The organism is Thiobacter sp. AK1 (assembly GCF_039822265.1).
Classification (GTDB): Bacteria; Pseudomonadota; Gammaproteobacteria; order Burkholderiales; family Thiobacteraceae; genus Thiobacter; species Thiobacter aerophilum.
This window is the reverse complement of the sequence record NZ_JBAJEX010000010.1, coordinates 65,973-81,853: the sequence shown is the minus strand read 5'-3', so window position 1 is coordinate 81,853 and position 15,881 is coordinate 65,973. Positions and strand designations below refer to the sequence as shown.

The window sequence follows — 15,881 nt, the reverse complement described above, 5'->3', positions numbered from 1 at the left end:
ACGTACTGAAGGCACTCTTTTATGTCAAGTGCATGTATTTGCCCATGTAGAGAGCAAATAAACTGCCCGGACTTGTAGCACGTGGTTCGTCCGGTTTTATTGGGTACCGAGGAGGTGTCTGATGAGACGGGCGGAAGTGTGACAGGCGATACGGAAGATGCGATTTGAAGCAGCCTATGCAGGCTGCCGTAGTTGTGTATCTTTCTTTCTGTAAATTCCGTTCCGCCGTACCGGCAGGACGGTGCGGCGGGAGGTCTGGCGCCATGACATCAAGAAAGGCGTATAAGCCCCATGGCGATGCGAGTCGAAACGAACCCTCTGGAGGCGGCCTATGCGGCTTTGCTTGAGCACGGCCTGGATGGCGCGGGGAAGCGTTGCGCATCCTGGTCAACGAGGCGGCCAAGATGGAGCGAAGCGAGTTTCTCGGTGTCAAGCCCTACGAGCGAACAGCGAACCGGCGCGATTACGCCAGATGTACGTCCAAGGGGTCTCCACCCGGCGGGTGATCGAGGTGTTGCAACGGTTGCTGGGTCCAGAGATTTCGCTCTCTTCCGCTCAGGTGAGCCGTGCCGCCCAAAAGCTCGACGAAGGACTCAAAGCCTGGCGCGAGCGGCCGTTGGGGGAAGTGCCATACGTCTTTTCGGACGCCCGCTACGAGAAGGTCCGCCTGGAGGGCAGAATCGTCGATGGCGCCGTCTTGATCGCGGTGGGGATCGACGCCTCGGGCAAGCGCCGGGTGCTGGGTTCACTTCGGAGGCCGAGATTAACTGGTGGCGCTTCCTGGAAAGTCTTCTTTCCCGGGGTCTCAAGGGGGTCAAGCTCATCGTCGCCGACGATCACGCGGGGCTCAAGGCCGCCCGCCGGGCGGTGTTGCCCGCGCTACCCTGGCAGCGATGCCACTTCCATTTGTAGCAGACTGCCGGCCAGCTCGTCACCCGTCAGGAGGCGAAGAAAACGCTCGCCGCCCAGATGCGCGCCATCTTCAATGCCCCCGACAAGGCCGAGGTGCAACGGCTTTTGAAGACCGCACTCGATGCCTGGCGCAAGGAACATCCCAAGCTCGCCGAGTGGGCCGAAAGCGCGATTCCCGAGAGCCTCACGGTCTTCGACTTCCCGGCCTCTCACCGGGTGCGGCTGCGCACGACCAACGCCCTGGAGCGCTATCCGCCGGGAACTCAGACGCCGCACCCGGGTGGGAAGCCACTTCCCGAACCCGGAGTCCTGCCTGCGCCTGGTCTGCGCTCTGCTCGACCAACTGGATGACGAGTGGATGACCGGCAAGATCTATCTCAACCTCAACCCGTAACACCGGCGTCATGACACCCGCCGCAGAAATTTACAGAAAAGGGATTGCACAATCATCCCCGTCCGCCTGTGAACCAGGGCAGGGTAATCAAAGCAGACCATGAAAGGACGTTTCAAGATGATACGGATTCGCCAAGCGTTGTACGTGATGGTTTTGGCCGTGTTGGTCCAATCGTCCGCGGTCGCGGCACAGCCGTTGAAATCCACTGCGGCCACACCCGACGATACCAAATTTATCGAGGAGTTTACTGGAAATGCCCAAACGCTTTATTACGCGGACCCGCAAATCAAACAAAAGGCCTTGGTGTCCGATCGTATCTCCGATGGCTTTCAAGCCGCCAAGCGACGATTAACCCTACCAAATGGCACATCCATTTACTGGGGCTTTAGATACAAGGAGGCCACGACTCGATCTGTCGCCATCTATGGTCCGGACGGTCGCCCGCGCTTGCTTGCCGCCGTGGACGGTGTGCCAGGGTGTAGTGGTTGGCATTGCGAGCCGTTCACGTCCATTGAGGCATACGAAGCTTATACGAGCAGAACCTTCCTGCATCCGGGCATTACCCTGTACGTACGCGACAAGCGCGACCTCGAAACTTATCTTCCTTATTTCAAGCGCTGGCTGCATGCCAAATTGTTGGGCTTTAACGTCGATTGCAAAGACCCCAAGATGGCTGACGCCTGCAGATTCGTCACGCAAACCGAGTGGCTGGAGATCATTCCGACGCGAGCTTATCTGCTCCCGTCGATGCGCCTCATCGAGCTCCCAAAGGGGAAGGCGGCCGACATCCCGCTGGAGGCGTTCACCCAATGAAAGCCATCCTGGGCATGCAAGCGTTTCTGAAATATCGGTGCGCGCATCAAAGCTGACGGAACTGACCTTCCCCCGAAATTTTGTCTTCCAAGCGTGGGGGGTTAGGATAGACGAAACGGAGGACGAAGATGTTCAAGATACCGAAGCAGGAGTACACCGCCGAGTTCAAGGAGCTGGCGGTCAAGCGCGTGAAAGCGGGTGAAGCGCTGTCCCGCGTAGCGCGCGAGTTGGGCCTGGTCGAGCAGACACTCAGGAACTGGGTCAAGGCTGCCAAGAACGGCAAGCTCAACCCGCCCGGCGGCAAGGCCGTGACGCCGGAGCAGATGGAACGCTCCCGCGTGCGCGCCGAGAATGCCCGGCTCAAGATGGAGAACGAGATTCTAAAAAAGGCGGCGGCGTACTTCGCCAAGGATGTGCTGTGAAGTACGCCTGGATCGATCGGCACGTGAAGCAATACCCGCTGGTCGCGCTGTGCGACACCCTGGACGTCAGCATCAGCGGCTACCGGGCCTGGAAGCGCGGTGGCAGGCCCGATCGTCAGCGGCTGACCGATGACCCGTTGCGGGCGCTGATTCGCGCCATCCACCGGCAATTCAAGGGTGGCTACGGCAGCCCGAGGATGGTCGACGAGATTCGCGCACGCGGCTTCAAGGCAAGCAAGGAGCGGGTGGAACGACTGATGCGGGAGAACGGCATCCGGGCACGGCACAAGCGCCGCTACAAGGCCACCACGGACTCGAAACACGACCTGCCGGTGGCGCCGAACCTGCTGGAAAGAAATTTTGCACCGGCAGCGCCGAATCAGGTGTGGGGCGCGGACCTGACCTCCATCTGGACGGACGCAGGCTGGCTGTACCTGGCGGTGGTGCTGGACCTGTTCAACCGTGAGATCGTCGGCTGGTCGATCAAGCCGCGCATGACGGCGGATATCGTGGTCGATGCGCTGAGCATGGCGTGGTTCCGCAGGAAGCCTGCGCCCGGTTTGATCCACCACTCGGATCGAGGCAGCCAATACGCGAGTCATGCGTTCCAGGCCAGGCTCGCCGATTACGGCATGGTTTGCTTGATGAGCCGGAAGGACAATTGCTGGGACAACGCGCCAACCGAGAGCTTTTTCAACAGCCTGAAGAATGAGCGGGTGCACGCAACACGCTACGCCACGCGCGAGGCCGCGATGGCCGACCTGTTCCATTACATTGAAGTGTTTTACAACCGGAGACGCCGCCACTCCACGCTCAAGGGCAAGTCGCCGATCCAGTTCTTGCAGCACTGGATCAGCACTCAGCATAAGCAAAATCTGGCAGCATGAAACCCGCCCCTTGGAAGACGAAAAACAGAGGGAAGGTCATGACCGTCCTCTTGGCAGAAACGGCACAATTCGATTTGTTTGCTGCGGCAGCCGAGCCCCATGATCGGCTCGATCGCCTGTTGCGTGACCCGCGCACCCGTGGTGAGCGTATTGAGCGTGAGTTGTGGACCTCGCGCCAGCGTCAGGGGAACAGCCTGCACGAGGTTTCCTATCGCGCCTGTTTCAAACCTCAGTTGCCGCATTTCTTTATCGCGCGGCTGACACAACCCGGTGAGCGGGTGTTCGATCCTTTTTCGGGGCGTGGCACGACGGCGATCGAGGCGGCGCTGCTCGGACGTCGCATCGCCGCCAACGACATCAACCCCTTGAGCGAGATTCTTACCCGCCCCAGGGTTGCTCCGCCACGGATCGATGAAATCCGCGAGCGCTTGAGCGCCATCGACTTTCAGGCCGATGCTGCCGTTGATGAGGATGATCCTGATCTTTCCCCGTTCTATCACCCAGAAACAGAGCAGCAAATTCGCGCCTTGCGACACTATCTTGCCGAACGCCAACGGACGGGCAGTGAGGATGCGGTGGATCGCTGGATTCGCATGGTGGCCACCAATCGACTGACCGGCCATTCGCCGGGGTTCTTTTCCGTTTATACGCTGCCACCGAATCAGGCAACCACGCCAGAGCGTCAAAGGGAAATCAACCTCAAGCGCGGCCAGGCACCAGAAAAACGCGACGTGGCCGCGATCATATTGAAGAAATCGGCGCAGCTATTGTCTGGATTGAGCGAAGCACAGCGACAAAAAATGGTTGCGCTTGCCATCGACGCCTGGTTCTCGACGGGGCGGGCGCAGAATCTGGCAGCAGTTCCTGACGGCAGTATCGCGCTGACCGTCACCTCGCCGCCATTTCTCGACGTGGTCCAGTATGCCGAGGACAACTGGCTGCGCTGCTGGTTCAACTGTATCGATGCGCAGGCAGTGGGTCGCCAGATGTCGGTGAGCCGCTCGCTCTCCGTCTGGAGCGAAGAAATGGCAGCAACCCTACGCGAGCTTTATCGGGTGACACGGCAGGGTGGGCACGTGGCCTTCGAAGTCGGCGAGGTGCGCGGCGGCCAGGTCAAGCTGGACGAGGTGATCGCGCCGCTCGGGCAGGCAGCCGGATTCGCCGTCAAAGCGGTGTTGATCAACCAGCAGCGCTTTACCAAAACCGCCAACATCTGGGGGGTTGCCAACAATCGCAAAGGCACCAACACCAATCGCATCGTGCTTTTCATCAAGGAATGATCATGGATGCAGAACAGGCACGGCGACGTTACATCACCCAACTCGAAAGCGTGATCCGCCAGATGCTCCAGCCGCTCAAAGGCGTTCCTTTCAATCTCGTCATCGAAGCGATGACAGGACACCGGGTGATCGAATTCGACCCCGGCAAAGGCGAGCATAGACGTTTGATGGAAGCGATCACCAGCGCGGCCGTCGATGCCGGCAGAGCGATCAATCGCAGTGGCATCGTCAGCAAGCGTGTCAACGAAGTCGGCAACAAGATCGAGCCATACGTTCGCGATGCCCTCAATCGTTTGCCGGGGGGCAAGGCCGACATTCCTGCTTCTGCAAACGGCAGGCGCAAGGCCGCCGGCTATCCCGACATCGAATTCACGCTCGACGGCGTGACTTGCTATCTCGAGTGCAAGACATTCAATGCCGACAATATCGACACCAGCCAGCGCAGTTTCTATTTCTCGCCGTCGGCCGAGTTCAAGGTCACACGCGATGCGCTGCACTTCTTGCTCTCCTACGAGATGTTTCCCGCCAACGGGCATTACAAAGCGTCCCGTTTCAAGCTGCTGGTCATCGAGTCCTTGTTGCTTGACGTCAAGCATGAATTCAACTCGGACAATCACCGGCTCTATTCCGGCAGCGATGGCACGCGCCTCCTCGTCGAACGCGCCCTATAAAGGCCATGACCCGTAGCGAGCGAATTCATATCGCCGGCCCGGCGGGCAAGATCCAGGTATTCGTCGAGACGCGCGAGGTGCCGGCCGGCATTGCGCTGATCGCGCATCTGCACCCGCTCTATGGCGGCACCGCCGACAACAAGGTGGTGACGACCCTGGCGCAAACCTTCCGCGAGCTCGGTTGCGCCACGCTGCGGCCCAATTTCCGTGGCGTCGGCGGCAGCGAGGGCGAGCACGATCACAGGTCATCTCAAAGGGTCACACCTCAAAGGGTCACACCTCAAAGGGTCATCACACCTCAAAGGGTCAGGCCTTTACTTTATAGCCAGTTGTCCTTGCCCCCTTACCTTTCCATTGCTATCCGCCAGACTCCTGCGCCAATGCACAGGCTCTCGACCCTTCCCGGGCTGCCCTCCGCGGCCTCTGCGTTGAATGCTCTCAGCCCTTAATGCACACCAGGGGCGTAAGCTTCGCCACCTTGTGGGCGAGCCCGGCGCGATCGGCGGCATCCACCACCGCGGAGACGTCCTTGTAGGCGCCCGGCGCTTCCTCCGCCACGCCCCGTAGCGAGGGGGCGCGGATCTCGATGCCGCGGACGGCGAGTGCTTCGATGATGTCGCGGCCGCGCCAACGCTTGGTGGCCTGGATGCGGCTCATGCTGCGGCCAGCGCCATGACAGGCAGAGCCCCAGGCATGATGCTCGCTCTCCTCCCGCCCCGCCAGCACGTAGGATGCCGTGCCCATGGACCCGCCGATGAGGACTGGTTGGCCCACGTGGCGGAAGGCCTCCGGCAGGTCCGGCCGTCCGGGACCGAAGGCGCGCGTGGCGCCCTTGCGGTGGACGTAGAGCTTGCGGCTGCGGCCATCGACTTCGTGCTCTTCGACCTTGCAGGTGTTGTGGGAGACATCGTAGATGAGATCGAGCCGCGCCTGCGGGAACAGGGTGGCAAACGCCTCGCGCGCGAGATGGGTGATGACCTGGCGGTTGGCGAGCGCACAGTTGATGGCGGCGCGCATGGCGCCCAGGTAGCGTTGACCGATGTCGGAGCGGATGGGCGCGCAGGCGAGCTCCCGGTCGGGCAATTCGATACCGTATTCCTTGGCTGCCAGCGCCATGCTGCGCAGGAATTCGGTGCCGATCTGATGGCCCAGCCCACGCGAGCCGCAGTGGATGGATACCACCACATCACCCACTTTGAGGCCGAAGGCGGCGGCGATGTGGGGATGATAGATCTCGGCCACCCGCTGCACTTCCAGGTAGTGATTGCCAGAACCCAGCGTGCCCACTTCGTCCCTTTGGCGTTTCTTCGCCTGCTGGGACACTTCCTCCGGCCGCGCACCGGCCATCATGCCCCTTTCTTCGATGCGCTCGAGATCGGCCTCGGTGCCGAAGCCGCGGCTCACCGCCCAGCGCGCGCCCCCTTCGAGCATGGCATCCATTTCCTCCATGGACAAATGCACGCTGCCGGTGCTGCCCACACCGGCGGGGATGCGCGCAAACAGAATGTCGGCGAGGGCCTTTTTCATGGGTTCCACGTCCGCCACCGTCAGTCCCGTGGTGAGGGTGCGCACACCACAGGAGATGTCGAAGCCCACGCCGCCGGCGGACACCACGCCGCCGGCCTCCGGATCGAAGGCCGCCACGCCGCCGATGGGAAAGCCATAGCCCCAATGGGCATCCGGCATGGCGTAGGAGGCCTTGACGATGCCGGGCAGCGTGGCGACGTTGGTGACCTGCTCGAACACTTTCTCGTCCATTTCGCGCAGCAGCGCTTCGCTGGCATAGATGACCGCTGGCACACGCATCTTGCCGAAAGGCTCCACCCGCCATTCGTAGTCGGACACCTTCGTGAAGCGGGATAGATCCATGGTTCGCTTCCTCCCGAGCCGGGTTCACACATCCACCACGCACTGGGCGACCCACTCGCCCTGCGCATTCCGATACACCTTCAACTCGGTATAGGTGGCGCCTTTGACTTCCACCGCGGGCTGGTGACGCACCACATCCACTGTTTCGCCCCACAGCGTGCCCGCGAGCTGCTCGCCGCTTATCGCCACTTGGAAACCGGAGAACACCATGTGGCGCGTGGCCATTTCATAAACGATGGCGTTGAGCCAGTCCACCAGCAGCAATTCCACATCGGGTGCGCTCACCGCCACCTCCACGCTGTCCTTTCGCGCCACCCGGGCCGGGTCGCAGATCACCGCGGCGAGCGCCAGCGCCGCCTGTTCGAAGGCGGCCTCCAGGGTCGGGCCGATACCGCGCACACCGATGTCGGCACCGTGGGTGAAATGCTCCCAGCGGGCTTCAGGCATGGCAGGCGCCGTATAATGCGGTCATGGCAAAATGGCTCATCACGCTCGGTCTCATTCTCGTGGTCCTGGGCTTGCTGTGGCCGCTGCTGTCCAAGCTGGGCCTCGGGCAGCTGCCCGGCGACATCCGCATCGAGCGCAAGAATTTCACTTTCTATTTTCCGCTCACCAGCAGCGTCTTGGTGTCGCTGCTGCTCACTCTGATCCTGTGGCTGTTGCGGCGCTGACGATGATGGCGCTGCGCCCCTGGACGAAAAACCCCCTCGTCTTGATCATTCCCCTCGCCCGGCCTACGCCCAACGGGACAGGATGCTTCGCGCTGTTTTACGCCACGGCGCGTCAACGATGGGCGGTGGCTGCCCGCTTAAGCCGGTTGGCCACGGCCAGCCACTCGGACGTCTCTGGGACCGTTTCCACCAGGATACAAGCATAGCCCGCCTCATCCATGGCGCGCAGGGCGGCATAGAGTTCCCGCGCGTAGGCGGCGGGCTGCCCCGGCAAACGCAACACGAACACCCCAGGGCATGTCCGTGGCAGGCCATAGGTGAGGACGCCGACACGCTCGCCTGCCGCGACGCGGCGCGCAGCTTCTTCCCACAGCCGCTCCAGCGGCAAAAGCAGCACGGGTGTGGCGGGTGCGTAATGGGCAGCCAAGGTGCCAGGGGCGCGCACGCCGTCTTCACCCGTGCTAAGCGCCACCGGCTCACCCAGCACGTGTTCCAGTGCCTCCAGGCTCACACGCCCAGGACGCAGCACCGTGGGCCGGCGACCGGTGAGATCAACGATGGTGGATTCCACCCCCACGCTGCAGGGGCCGCCGTCGAGGATGAGGTCGATGGCCTCATCGAGCTCGGCCACCACGTGCTCCGGTCGGGTGGGACTGATTCGGCCGAAGCGGTTGGCCGAGGGCGCCGCCAGCCCACCACCGAAGCGGCGCAGCAGTTCCAGGGTGAGCGGATGATCAGGCACCCTTAGCCCCACGGTGTTCTGGCCACCGGTGACCTCGTCCGGCACGCCCGGCGCCCGCTGCAGAATAAGGGTAAGGGGCCCGGGCCAGAAGTGTCGCGCCAGTCGCCAGGCGGCTTCGGGAATGTCGCGTGCCCATTCGGGCATCGCCTCGGCAGCGGCGATGTGGACGATCAAGGGATGGTCCGCCGGCCGTCCCTTGATGGCAAACACGCGGCGCACGGCCGCCGGGTTACGCGCGTCGGCAGCGAGGCCATAGACAGTTTCGGTGGGAATGGCCACCACCCCACCCGCGCGCAGCAGCGCCACGGCGCGGTCGAGATCGGTGGAGATGCGGGGCACGCAGGCTTACTCGTCTTCGTCCAGTTCCGGATTCCAGCCCTTGCGTCGCGCCTCTTCCATGATGCGCGCGTACAGGGCGGCATGGCGCTCGCGCAGTTCAGGCGGCAGGCGGCTGGGCAGGTTGCCGTACTTGTCCCATTCCGCGTCCACGCGCTCCATCAGCGCCTGCATGCGCCCCAGGTCCCAGCCGGCGCAGTCTTCCGTTTCTGGCAAAAAGCCGAACAACCAAGCGTCCACCACGATGCGTCCCAGTTGGGTCAAGCCGTGGCTGTCCTGGTTGAGACCGACGTAGATCTTGGGATCAGCCATGGTAATCCAGGGAATAGTCGATGGTCAGACGATCCGCTGCCGCGGGACGGAACAGGCGGTCGGCATAGTCCCGGTGAATGGGATGATTGGCGTAGCTTGCCACCACTTCCGGTGCGGCGAACCGGATGTTCCAACAGTAATGATACCGCGCCTCCCCACGCAGGGCCACGCCCGCCTCCACGCTGCGCACACCGGGAATGGCGGATAGCCGCCGCACGCCCTCGCGCAGCAGTTCCTCTCGCGCCTGGGGCGGCAGCTCGCCGGCGACATTGAAACCGATGGCGTGCAAGACCTCACGCCACGGTCGGCACTGGGCCGCCACTTGGGCCGCGCGGCCGCTGGCACCCAGCAAGGCATTCATGCGCGACACTTCCTGGGCAATGGCCGCGCGCACGCCGGCGAGCAGCTGGGTATAGCCGCCGCCCGGCATTGCCTCCACCTGGGCGCGGATGCTGGCGCTAGCGGCATCGGCAAGCGCCGTATAGTAGTTGAGCTTGGTCATGCCGCTTTCCACCAGCCGCCGATATTGTTCGTCGGATAGACCAGTGCCACCGTGAATCACCAAGGGAATGCCCACCGCATCACGAATGGCAGCCAGGCGCGCGAAGTCCAACACCGGCGTGCCACGCATGCGGCCGTGCACGGTACCGACCGACACTGCCAGACAATCCACCCCCGTATCCGCCACGAAGCGCGCGGCCTCTTCCGGCTCCGTCATGCGCAGCTCGCCCGGATGCAAGGCCGCATCTTCGCCCTCCACCCCGGGTACATAACCCAGCTCGGCTTCGACGGGTATGCCACAGCCATGGGCGATCGCGACCACCTCGCGGGTGAGGGCCACGTTGTCGGCATAGGGCAGATGGGAACCATCGACCATGACGCCGTTACAGCCCAGACGAATGGCCTGGATGACGGAGTCCTGGCTCGCGCCGTGATCCAGATGGATGGCGAAGGGCACCTGGGCGCGCCGCGCCGCCTCCACCACCGCAGGCATCAAGGTGGCGAAGTCATAGTGGTGGAAGTGGGATTCCGCCAGACTCAAGATGGCCGGCGCACCGTCGCGCTCGCAGGCGGCGACGATGGCCTCGAGAAACTCCAGGCTGACGATGTCATAGCCGCCCACTGCGTAGCCGTTACGGCGGGCGTGCTGCAAGAGATCGGCCATGTGGATCAGCATGAAACGCCTCCTCGACGCGGCGGGGGAATCAGCGCGTCAAACCCGCGTACAGCAGCGGCAGTTTCTCCGGCAGCCGCTCCACATGGTCCACCACCATGTAGTTCCTGGCGCCAAAGATGCGCGAGACGTATTGGTCGGCACGGGGATCCAGGCTCATGCAGTAGGTGATGATGCCAAAGCGAGCCGCTTCCTCCACCGCCTTCTTGGTGTCGTAGCGCAGGTATTGCGGGTCACGCACGTCCACGTCCGCCGGCTCGCCGTCGGTGATGACCATGAGCAGCTTCTTGGAGGATTTCTGCTGGCGCAGGTAATGGGCGGCGTGGCGAATGGCCGCGCCCATGCGCGTGGACAGTTGGCCCGTCATGCCGGCTAGCTTGGCCTTGGGCTTGTCGTCGTAGGGCTGGTCGAAATCCTTGAAGCGGAAATACTGCACATCGTGTCGGCCATCTGAGCAAAAACCGTGGATGGCGAACGGATCGCCCACCTTGGCGATGGCATCCGCCAGCAGGACACAGGCTTGGCGCGTGAGCTCCAGCACGGTGTATTCCTGGCCGGCGACTTTTTCGTTGGTGGATTCCGATAGGTCTAGCAACACCAAGACGGAAATGTCCCGCGTTTTGCGCACCGAACGCATCATGATGCGTGGATCGGGCTGATGCCCCATGCGGATGTCGATGGCGGCGCGGATGGCCGCATTGATGTCGATCTCATCCCCGTCTTCCAGCTTGCGAATGCGTTGCACGCCTTGCGGCTGCATGGCATCCAGCAGGAACTTCATGCGCGAGATGAGCCGCTTGTATTGCGCGGCGATCTCGTCTATGAGAGCAAGTTCGCCGGACTTAGGGCGTTTTTCCACCACCGTCACCCAGCTTGGGCGCTCCAGTTGTATTTGGTAGTCCCACTCGGAATAATGGAAGGGCGGTGAGACCGGCTCCTTGCCTTCCAACTCGTTGATCGTCACCCCTTCCTGGTCCAGGTAGAAGGGAGTCGGCAGCACCCAGATCTCTTGGGCGTCGTCACCGGCGAGCTCGTTGTCCACCTCGTTGACCATTTCCATCAGGGAAACGTATTTGCGCACCTGCTTCGGTTTCTCGTAGCCAGCGGCGATGGCCTTCTCGAAGTCGAATTCCACGAATTCCCAGAAGTAGCGGTTATCGTCGCGATAGACGGCGCTCAGCACGTCGGTGCGTAGGCTGTAAGGGATTTTCTTTTCCAGGAAGGCGTGGGCCAAGGTGACGCCAATGTCCCAAGAGGTCTGGTTGGTTTCCAGCCGGCCAGGTGTGTTCACCGCCTCGGCAAACAGCACGCGGCCTTGGGCAATCCAAGGGTCATCGTCGCGATAGGTTTCGTCCAGCAGCGCCCGCGCCAGCCGGTTGAGATAGTCCCCCGCGGTCGCGCCCTGCTCGGGCGTGATGGTGTGGAAACGGGCCCAGAGTTGCTTAAGACCAGGGAAGCGGCGAATAGCAAGGGTTTCCACGCGCGCGTCTTCGATCACCGAAATCACTGCCATTTGCCAATTGTTGAGGGCTTCCGCCGAAATCGGCTCGCGCGTGTACACCATGTGCGCGGCGGCATGGGCGGCCGCAGCCCGGTACACTTCCAGCCCTGACACCGTCTCGCCGCTGGGGCTGACGAAGTCATCGAAGGCATCCGGCAGGTGGATGAAATAGTCTTCGATGTAGGGCTTGTAGCCCTCGCGCGTCTCGAAGTCGCCCGAGGTGGGTTTCATGAAGAAATCCCGCCCCCACAGGGCGCGCAGATACATGTTGACACGCCGCTGCACGTCGATGAACAGTGTGCCCTTGCGCTCCTTCTGCAAAACCGCCAGAGATTCCTTGCTCTCCAGGCCGAAATAGCGGACCTGTTCCTCGTAGTCGGTGCGGTAGGCATGGGCGCCCCACAACGCCCAGCGGCGCAAGCCACCGAGGGTGAGCTGGGACAACAGCACGTCCAGTTTGTCCAACATGGGACGCAGGCCGCGCGGCGCCTGGGCCACCAGCACGTTGAGGAACTGCAGGTATTTGCGGAACAGATCCGCATCACCCAGACGCTTGGCGGCGGTGGGTGCCGTGGCGAGGATCATCTCGATCACCGCCCCGGAAGTCTTGGAAGCCAGGGAGAGGGCCGTGGTGGCCAGATCCGATACCACGTCCTCCCCCACCTCTTTGGCCACCAGCGGCGCATTTTCCAGCCAAGCCACCACCAATTCGCAGCCACGACCCAAGCTCTTCAATGCCACCGCGCCTTTCAGGTAGTTGTCGAGGCCGCGAGGCGAATAGATCTTGGTCGCCTCCACCCAAGTGGCGCGTAGCGCCTCCTGGGAGGCGGTGCTGAGCTCTTCAACCAGCTCCTTGTAATCGTCGAGATTGACACTCATGGTCGTACGCGGCGTGGGAGGCGCGCCGTGGGTCGGCAAAGATGCCGGGCACCTACGCCCGCTTCACGCCTGCCTCCTCACTGATTCAGAAGAACGTGGTCACTGCTGCATCCAGCGCATCACGCATGTCAGGGTCGTCGGTGATGGGACGCACCAGGGCCACACGGCAGGCGGCCTTGGCGTCCACGCCCTTGGCGATCAGGCTGCCGGCATAGACCAGCATGCGGGTGGAAATGCCCTCGTCCAGGCCGTGTCCCTTGAGGTTGCGCGCCCGTTCCGCGATGGACACCAGCTTGTCGGCGATCTCCTTCGATACGCCCGTTTCATGGGCGACGATCTCGGTTTCGATGTCGTGTTCGGGATAGTTGAAGTCCAGCGCGCCGAAACGCTGCTTGGTGGATTGCTTGAGGTCCTTCATCAGCGACTGGTATCCCGGGTTGTAGGAAATAACCACCTGGAAATCGGGGTGGGCATGAATCAGTTCACCCTTCTTCTCCAGCGGCAGCACGCGCCGGTTGTCGGTCAAGGGATGGATCACCACCGTGGTGTCCTGGCGCGCCTCCACCACTTCGTCCAGGTAGCAGATGGCGCCATAGCGGGCGGCGATGGCCAGCGGGCCGTCCTGCCAGCGAGTGCCCTGGGCGTCGAGCAGGAAACGTCCGACCAAATCGGAAGCCGTCATGTCCTCGTTGCAGGCCACCGTGATCAGAGGCTTGTTGAGCTTCCACGCCATGTATTCCACGAAGCGGGTCTTGCCGCAGCCGGTGGGACCCTTGAGCATCATGGGCATGCGCACGGAATAAGCAGCCTCGTAGAGCGCCACCTCGTCCGCCACCGGACGGTAGTAGGGCTCCTTCTCGATCATGTACTGCTTGATGATGTCGCTCATAATTGAACTCCCAAAAAAGCTTGCTCGTCCACGAAGGGCACGGGGACGCGAGGGCTGGATCTTCGAGACCTTCGTGGAGAAACAAAAAACCCCCGCCACCTCGCGGCGACGGGGGCTCGTCGATGGCTTTCCCGCGCCGCGTCAGACCGGCTTGCCGCGGTAGATCACCATGGCAGCGCCCTGGGACTGGGCGTAGTTGTCATAGCCGATGAGGCGCACGTGGTGCCCCGGATTGGCCTTGTGACAGGCTTCCGCTTCGGCCAGGATCTTGTCCACGTCGGTTTCGCCGAACATGGGCAGCTTCCACATGTACCAGTAATGGCCGAAGGCATTTTCCGGCTCGGTGTGCTCGATGGCGGGGTTCCAGCCCTTCTTGACGATGTACTCCACTTGCTTGCGGATTTGCTCCTTGCTCATCTCCGGCAGGTAGGAGAAGGTTTCGAATTTCCGGCTGGAGGGATCCGAGAGCCGGGATTTGTAATCCATCATTTCAGACATTTAAAAGCTCCTGTTGGTCGCAGTGAGGGGTTAGGCGTGAAAAGGCGTGCGCCCCCACGCCTCACCGATTTACTTGTGGGCGACGTCCAGCTTGTCCACCACGTCGAACTCGAATTTGATCTCTTTCCAGGTTTCCATGGCGACCTTGAGTTCTGGGCTGTGCTTGGCGGCTGCCTCCAGGATGGCCTTGCCTTCCTTCTCCAGCTGCCGGCCTTCGTTGCGGGCCTCCACGCAGGCTTCCAGCGCCACACGGTTGGCCGCGGCGCCAGCGGCGTTGCCCCAGGGGTGACCCAGGGTGCCGCCACCGAACTGCAGCACGGCATCATCACCGAAAATAGTGACGAGCGCTGGCATGTGCCAGACGTGGATGCCGCCGGAAGCGACGGCAAAAGCGCCCGGCATGGAGCCCCAGTCCTGGTCGAAGAAGATGCCGCGGCTGCGGTCTTCCTTGACATAGGACTCGCGCAAAAGATCGATCCAGCCCAGGGTGGAGGCGCGATCGCCCTCGAGCTTGCCCACCACGGTGCCAGTGTGGAGGTGATCACCCCCCATTAAGCGCAGCACCTTGGTCAGCACGCGGAAGTGGATGCCATGATGCGGGTTGCGGTCGATCACCGCATGCATGGCGCGGTGCACGTGCAGCAGCAGGCCATTCTCGCGGCACCAGTTGGCCAGACCCGTGTGGGCGCAGAAGCCGCCGGTGATGTAGTCGTGCATAATGATGGGCGCGCCAATTTCCTTCGCATATTCGGCTCGCTTGTACATCTCTTCCGGCGTAGGCGCGGTCACGTTGAGGTAATGCCCCTTACGCTCGCCGGTTTCCCGCTCGGCCTTGTGGATGGCCTCCATCACGAAATCGAAACGCTGCTTCCAGCGCATGAAGGGCTGGGAATTGACGTTCTCGTCGTCCTTGGTGAAGTCCAGCCCCCCGCGCAGGCACTCGTACACGGCACGGCCGTAGTTCTTGGCCGACAAACCCAGCTTGGGTTTGATGGTGCATCCCAGCAGGGGACGGCCATACTTGTTCATGATGTCCCGCTCCACCTGGATGCCATGGGGCGGGCCGCCGCAGGTCTTCACATAGGCGATGGGGAAACGTACGTCTTCCAAACGCAAGGCGCGGATCGCCTTGAAGCCGAACACGTTGCCCACCAGCGAGGTGAACACGTTCACCACCGAGCCTTCCTCGAACAGGTCGATGGGATAGGCCACGTAGGCGTAGAAACAGGTGTCGTCACCCGGCACGTCCTCGATCTTGTAGGCACGGCCTTTGTAATAGTCCAAATCCGTCAAGAGGTCGGTCCACACCGTGGTCCAGGTACCGGTGGAGGATTCCGCAGCCACCGCGGCGGCAGCCTCTTCCCGGTCCACGCCCGGCTGGGGCGTGATCTTGAACACCGCCAGGATGTCGGTATCCAGCGGCTGATAATCGGGCATCCAGTAGGTCTGCCGGTACTCTTTCACACCGGCGTTGTAGGTTTTGACGGCCATGGGAACCTCCAGTTAGTCGTGAAAAAAGCTGACGTCGCAGTATGGTCAACGCAACGTGTGCCCGAACTATAGGACGAAGGGCCCTATAAGGGATAGTGAAAGTTTTTGATAATTAGGATAAGATATTACTTATAGAAGAA

16 protein-coding genes and 1 pseudogene are annotated in these 15,881 nt (G+C 62.1%); 8 read left to right on the top strand and 9 right to left on the bottom strand.

Features of this window, described 5'->3' with window-relative positions; all coding sequences use genetic code 11:
• Window positions 1–331 precede the first annotated feature (331 nt).
• The 7 genes and pseudogenes from V6E02_RS13010 to V6E02_RS11205 all read left to right on the top strand — a co-directional run.
• Window positions 332–1,101 (top strand): annotated as a pseudogene (locus V6E02_RS13010) (IS256 family transposase); the annotation flags it as partial.
• Window positions 1,034–1,306 (top strand): transposase, encoded by a 273-nt coding sequence (locus V6E02_RS11230; protein WP_430626799.1) that lies wholly within the window; start codon window positions 1,034–1,036, stop codon window positions 1,304–1,306. The pseudogene V6E02_RS13010 and the gene V6E02_RS11230, both read left to right, overlap by 68 nt.
• A 99-nt stretch (window positions 1,307–1,405) precedes the next feature.
• The gene (locus tag V6E02_RS11225; protein WP_347308895.1) at window positions 1,406–2,119 is read left to right on the top strand and encodes a hypothetical protein; all 714 of its coding nucleotides are present in this window, start codon (window positions 1,406–1,408) and stop codon (window positions 2,117–2,119) included.
• 128 nt (window positions 2,120–2,247) lie between these two features.
• Window positions 2,248–3,428 (top strand): IS3 family transposase gene (locus V6E02_RS11220; RefSeq protein ID WP_347308894.1). Its coding sequence is split into 2 segments (ribosomal slippage): window positions 2,248–2,500 and window positions 2,500–3,428, totalling 1,182 coding nucleotides; the frame shifts between segments, so codons are not numbered across the junction.
• A gap of 38 nt (window positions 3,429–3,466) precedes the next feature.
• Entirely contained in the window at window positions 3,467–4,708 is a 1,242-nt protein-coding gene (locus V6E02_RS11215; protein WP_347308893.1) for a DNA methyltransferase, read from the top strand.
• A gap of 2 nt (window positions 4,709–4,710) precedes the next feature.
• Window positions 4,711–5,379 (top strand): hypothetical protein, encoded by a 669-nt coding sequence (locus V6E02_RS11210; protein WP_347308892.1) that lies wholly within the window; start codon window positions 4,711–4,713, stop codon window positions 5,377–5,379.
• Between the two features lie 5 nt (window positions 5,380–5,384).
• Entirely contained in the window at window positions 5,385–5,828 is a 444-nt protein-coding gene (locus V6E02_RS11205) for an alpha/beta hydrolase (protein ID WP_347308891.1), read from the top strand.
• Here the strand turns inward: V6E02_RS11205 and V6E02_RS11200 are convergent.
• Both V6E02_RS11200 and V6E02_RS11195 read right to left on the bottom strand, forming a co-directional pair.
• Complete coding sequence (locus tag V6E02_RS11200) at window positions 5,818–7,248, bottom strand: RtcB family protein (RefSeq protein WP_347308890.1); 1,431 nt, start codon at window positions 7,246–7,248, stop codon at window positions 5,818–5,820. The genes V6E02_RS11205 and V6E02_RS11200 overlap by 11 nt on opposite strands.
• 24 nt (window positions 7,249–7,272) lie before the next feature.
• Window positions 7,273–7,695, bottom strand: coding sequence for an archease (locus V6E02_RS11195; protein WP_347308889.1), 423 nt, complete (start codon window positions 7,693–7,695; stop codon window positions 7,273–7,275).
• 23 nt (window positions 7,696–7,718) lie between these two features.
• On the opposite strand from V6E02_RS11195, the gene V6E02_RS11190 reads away from it, so the two are divergent.
• Window positions 7,719–7,919, top strand: a complete 201-nt coding sequence (locus V6E02_RS11190; protein ID WP_347308888.1) for a DUF2905 domain-containing protein — start codon at window positions 7,719–7,721, stop codon at window positions 7,917–7,919.
• A 112-nt stretch (window positions 7,920–8,031) separates the two neighbouring features.
• Here the strand turns inward: V6E02_RS11190 and V6E02_RS11185 are convergent, their stop codons facing one another.
• The 7 genes from V6E02_RS11185 to V6E02_RS11155 form a co-directional block, all read right to left on the bottom strand.
• On the bottom strand, window positions 8,032–9,000 hold the full coding sequence (locus V6E02_RS11185; protein WP_347308887.1) for an L-threonylcarbamoyladenylate synthase: 969 nt from the start codon (window positions 8,998–9,000) through the stop codon (window positions 8,032–8,034).
• A 6-nt stretch (window positions 9,001–9,006) separates the two neighbouring features.
• A complete protein-coding gene (locus V6E02_RS11180) occupies window positions 9,007–9,309 on the bottom strand; it encodes a hypothetical protein (RefSeq protein ID WP_347308886.1) in 303 nt (100 codons plus the stop codon).
• On the bottom strand, window positions 9,302–10,486 hold the full coding sequence (locus V6E02_RS11175; RefSeq protein ID WP_347308885.1) for a class II fructose-bisphosphate aldolase: 1,185 nt from the start codon (window positions 10,484–10,486) through the stop codon (window positions 9,302–9,304). Before V6E02_RS11175 ends, V6E02_RS11180 begins: the two co-directional genes overlap by 8 nt.
• A gap of 28 nt (window positions 10,487–10,514) precedes the next feature.
• Complete coding sequence (locus V6E02_RS11170; protein ID WP_347308884.1) at window positions 10,515–12,863, bottom strand: nitric oxide reductase activation protein NorD; 2,349 nt, start codon at window positions 12,861–12,863, stop codon at window positions 10,515–10,517.
• An 85-nt stretch (window positions 12,864–12,948) separates the two neighbouring features.
• Complete coding sequence (locus V6E02_RS11165; RefSeq protein WP_347308883.1) at window positions 12,949–13,752, bottom strand: CbbQ/NirQ/NorQ/GpvN family protein; 804 nt, start codon at window positions 13,750–13,752, stop codon at window positions 12,949–12,951.
• 141 nt (window positions 13,753–13,893) lie between these two features.
• The gene (locus V6E02_RS11160; protein WP_347308882.1) at window positions 13,894–14,250 is read right to left on the bottom strand and encodes a ribulose bisphosphate carboxylase small subunit; all 357 of its coding nucleotides are present in this window, start codon (window positions 14,248–14,250) and stop codon (window positions 13,894–13,896) included.
• Between the two features lie 69 nt (window positions 14,251–14,319).
• The gene (locus V6E02_RS11155; protein WP_347308881.1) at window positions 14,320–15,741 is read right to left on the bottom strand and encodes a form I ribulose bisphosphate carboxylase large subunit; all 1,422 of its coding nucleotides are present in this window, start codon (window positions 15,739–15,741) and stop codon (window positions 14,320–14,322) included.
• Window positions 15,742–15,881 lie beyond the last annotated feature (140 nt).

Excerpts from the sequence above, each read along its gene's own strand:
- V6E02_RS11205 (WP_347308891.1), top strand. The coding sequence starts at position 5,385 with ATGACCCGTAGCGAGCGAATTCATATCGCCGGCCCGGCGGGCAAGATC.
- V6E02_RS11225 (WP_347308895.1), top strand. The coding sequence starts at position 1,406 with ATGAAAGGACGTTTCAAGATGATACGGATTCGCCAAGCGTTGTACGTG.
- V6E02_RS11155 (WP_347308881.1), bottom strand. The coding sequence starts at position 15,741 with ATGGCCGTCAAAACCTACAACGCCGGTGTGAAAGAGTACCGGCAGACC.
- V6E02_RS11200 (WP_347308890.1), bottom strand. The coding sequence starts at position 7,248 with ATGGATCTATCCCGCTTCACGAAGGTGTCCGACTACGAATGGCGGGTG.
- V6E02_RS11180 (WP_347308886.1), bottom strand. The coding sequence starts at position 9,309 with ATGGCTGATCCCAAGATCTACGTCGGTCTCAACCAGGACAGCCACGGC.
- V6E02_RS11210 (WP_347308892.1), top strand. The coding sequence starts at position 4,711 with ATGGATGCAGAACAGGCACGGCGACGTTACATCACCCAACTCGAAAGC.
- V6E02_RS11170 (WP_347308884.1), bottom strand. The coding sequence starts at position 12,863 with ATGAGTGTCAATCTCGACGATTACAAGGAGCTGGTTGAAGAGCTCAGC.
- V6E02_RS11165 (WP_347308883.1), bottom strand. The coding sequence starts at position 13,752 with ATGAGCGACATCATCAAGCAGTACATGATCGAGAAGGAGCCCTACTAC.
- V6E02_RS11160 (WP_347308882.1), bottom strand. The coding sequence starts at position 14,250 with ATGTCTGAAATGATGGATTACAAATCCCGGCTCTCGGATCCCTCCAGC.
- V6E02_RS11215 (WP_347308893.1), top strand. The coding sequence starts at position 3,467 with ATGACCGTCCTCTTGGCAGAAACGGCACAATTCGATTTGTTTGCTGCG.
- V6E02_RS11230 (WP_430626799.1), top strand. The coding sequence starts at position 1,034 with ATGCCTGGCGCAAGGAACATCCCAAGCTCGCCGAGTGGGCCGAAAGCG.
- V6E02_RS11175 (WP_347308885.1), bottom strand. The coding sequence starts at position 10,486 with ATGCTGATCCACATGGCCGATCTCTTGCAGCACGCCCGCCGTAACGGC.
- V6E02_RS11195 (WP_347308889.1), bottom strand. The coding sequence starts at position 7,695 with ATGCCTGAAGCCCGCTGGGAGCATTTCACCCACGGTGCCGACATCGGT.
- V6E02_RS11190 (WP_347308888.1), top strand. The coding sequence starts at position 7,719 with ATGGCAAAATGGCTCATCACGCTCGGTCTCATTCTCGTGGTCCTGGGC.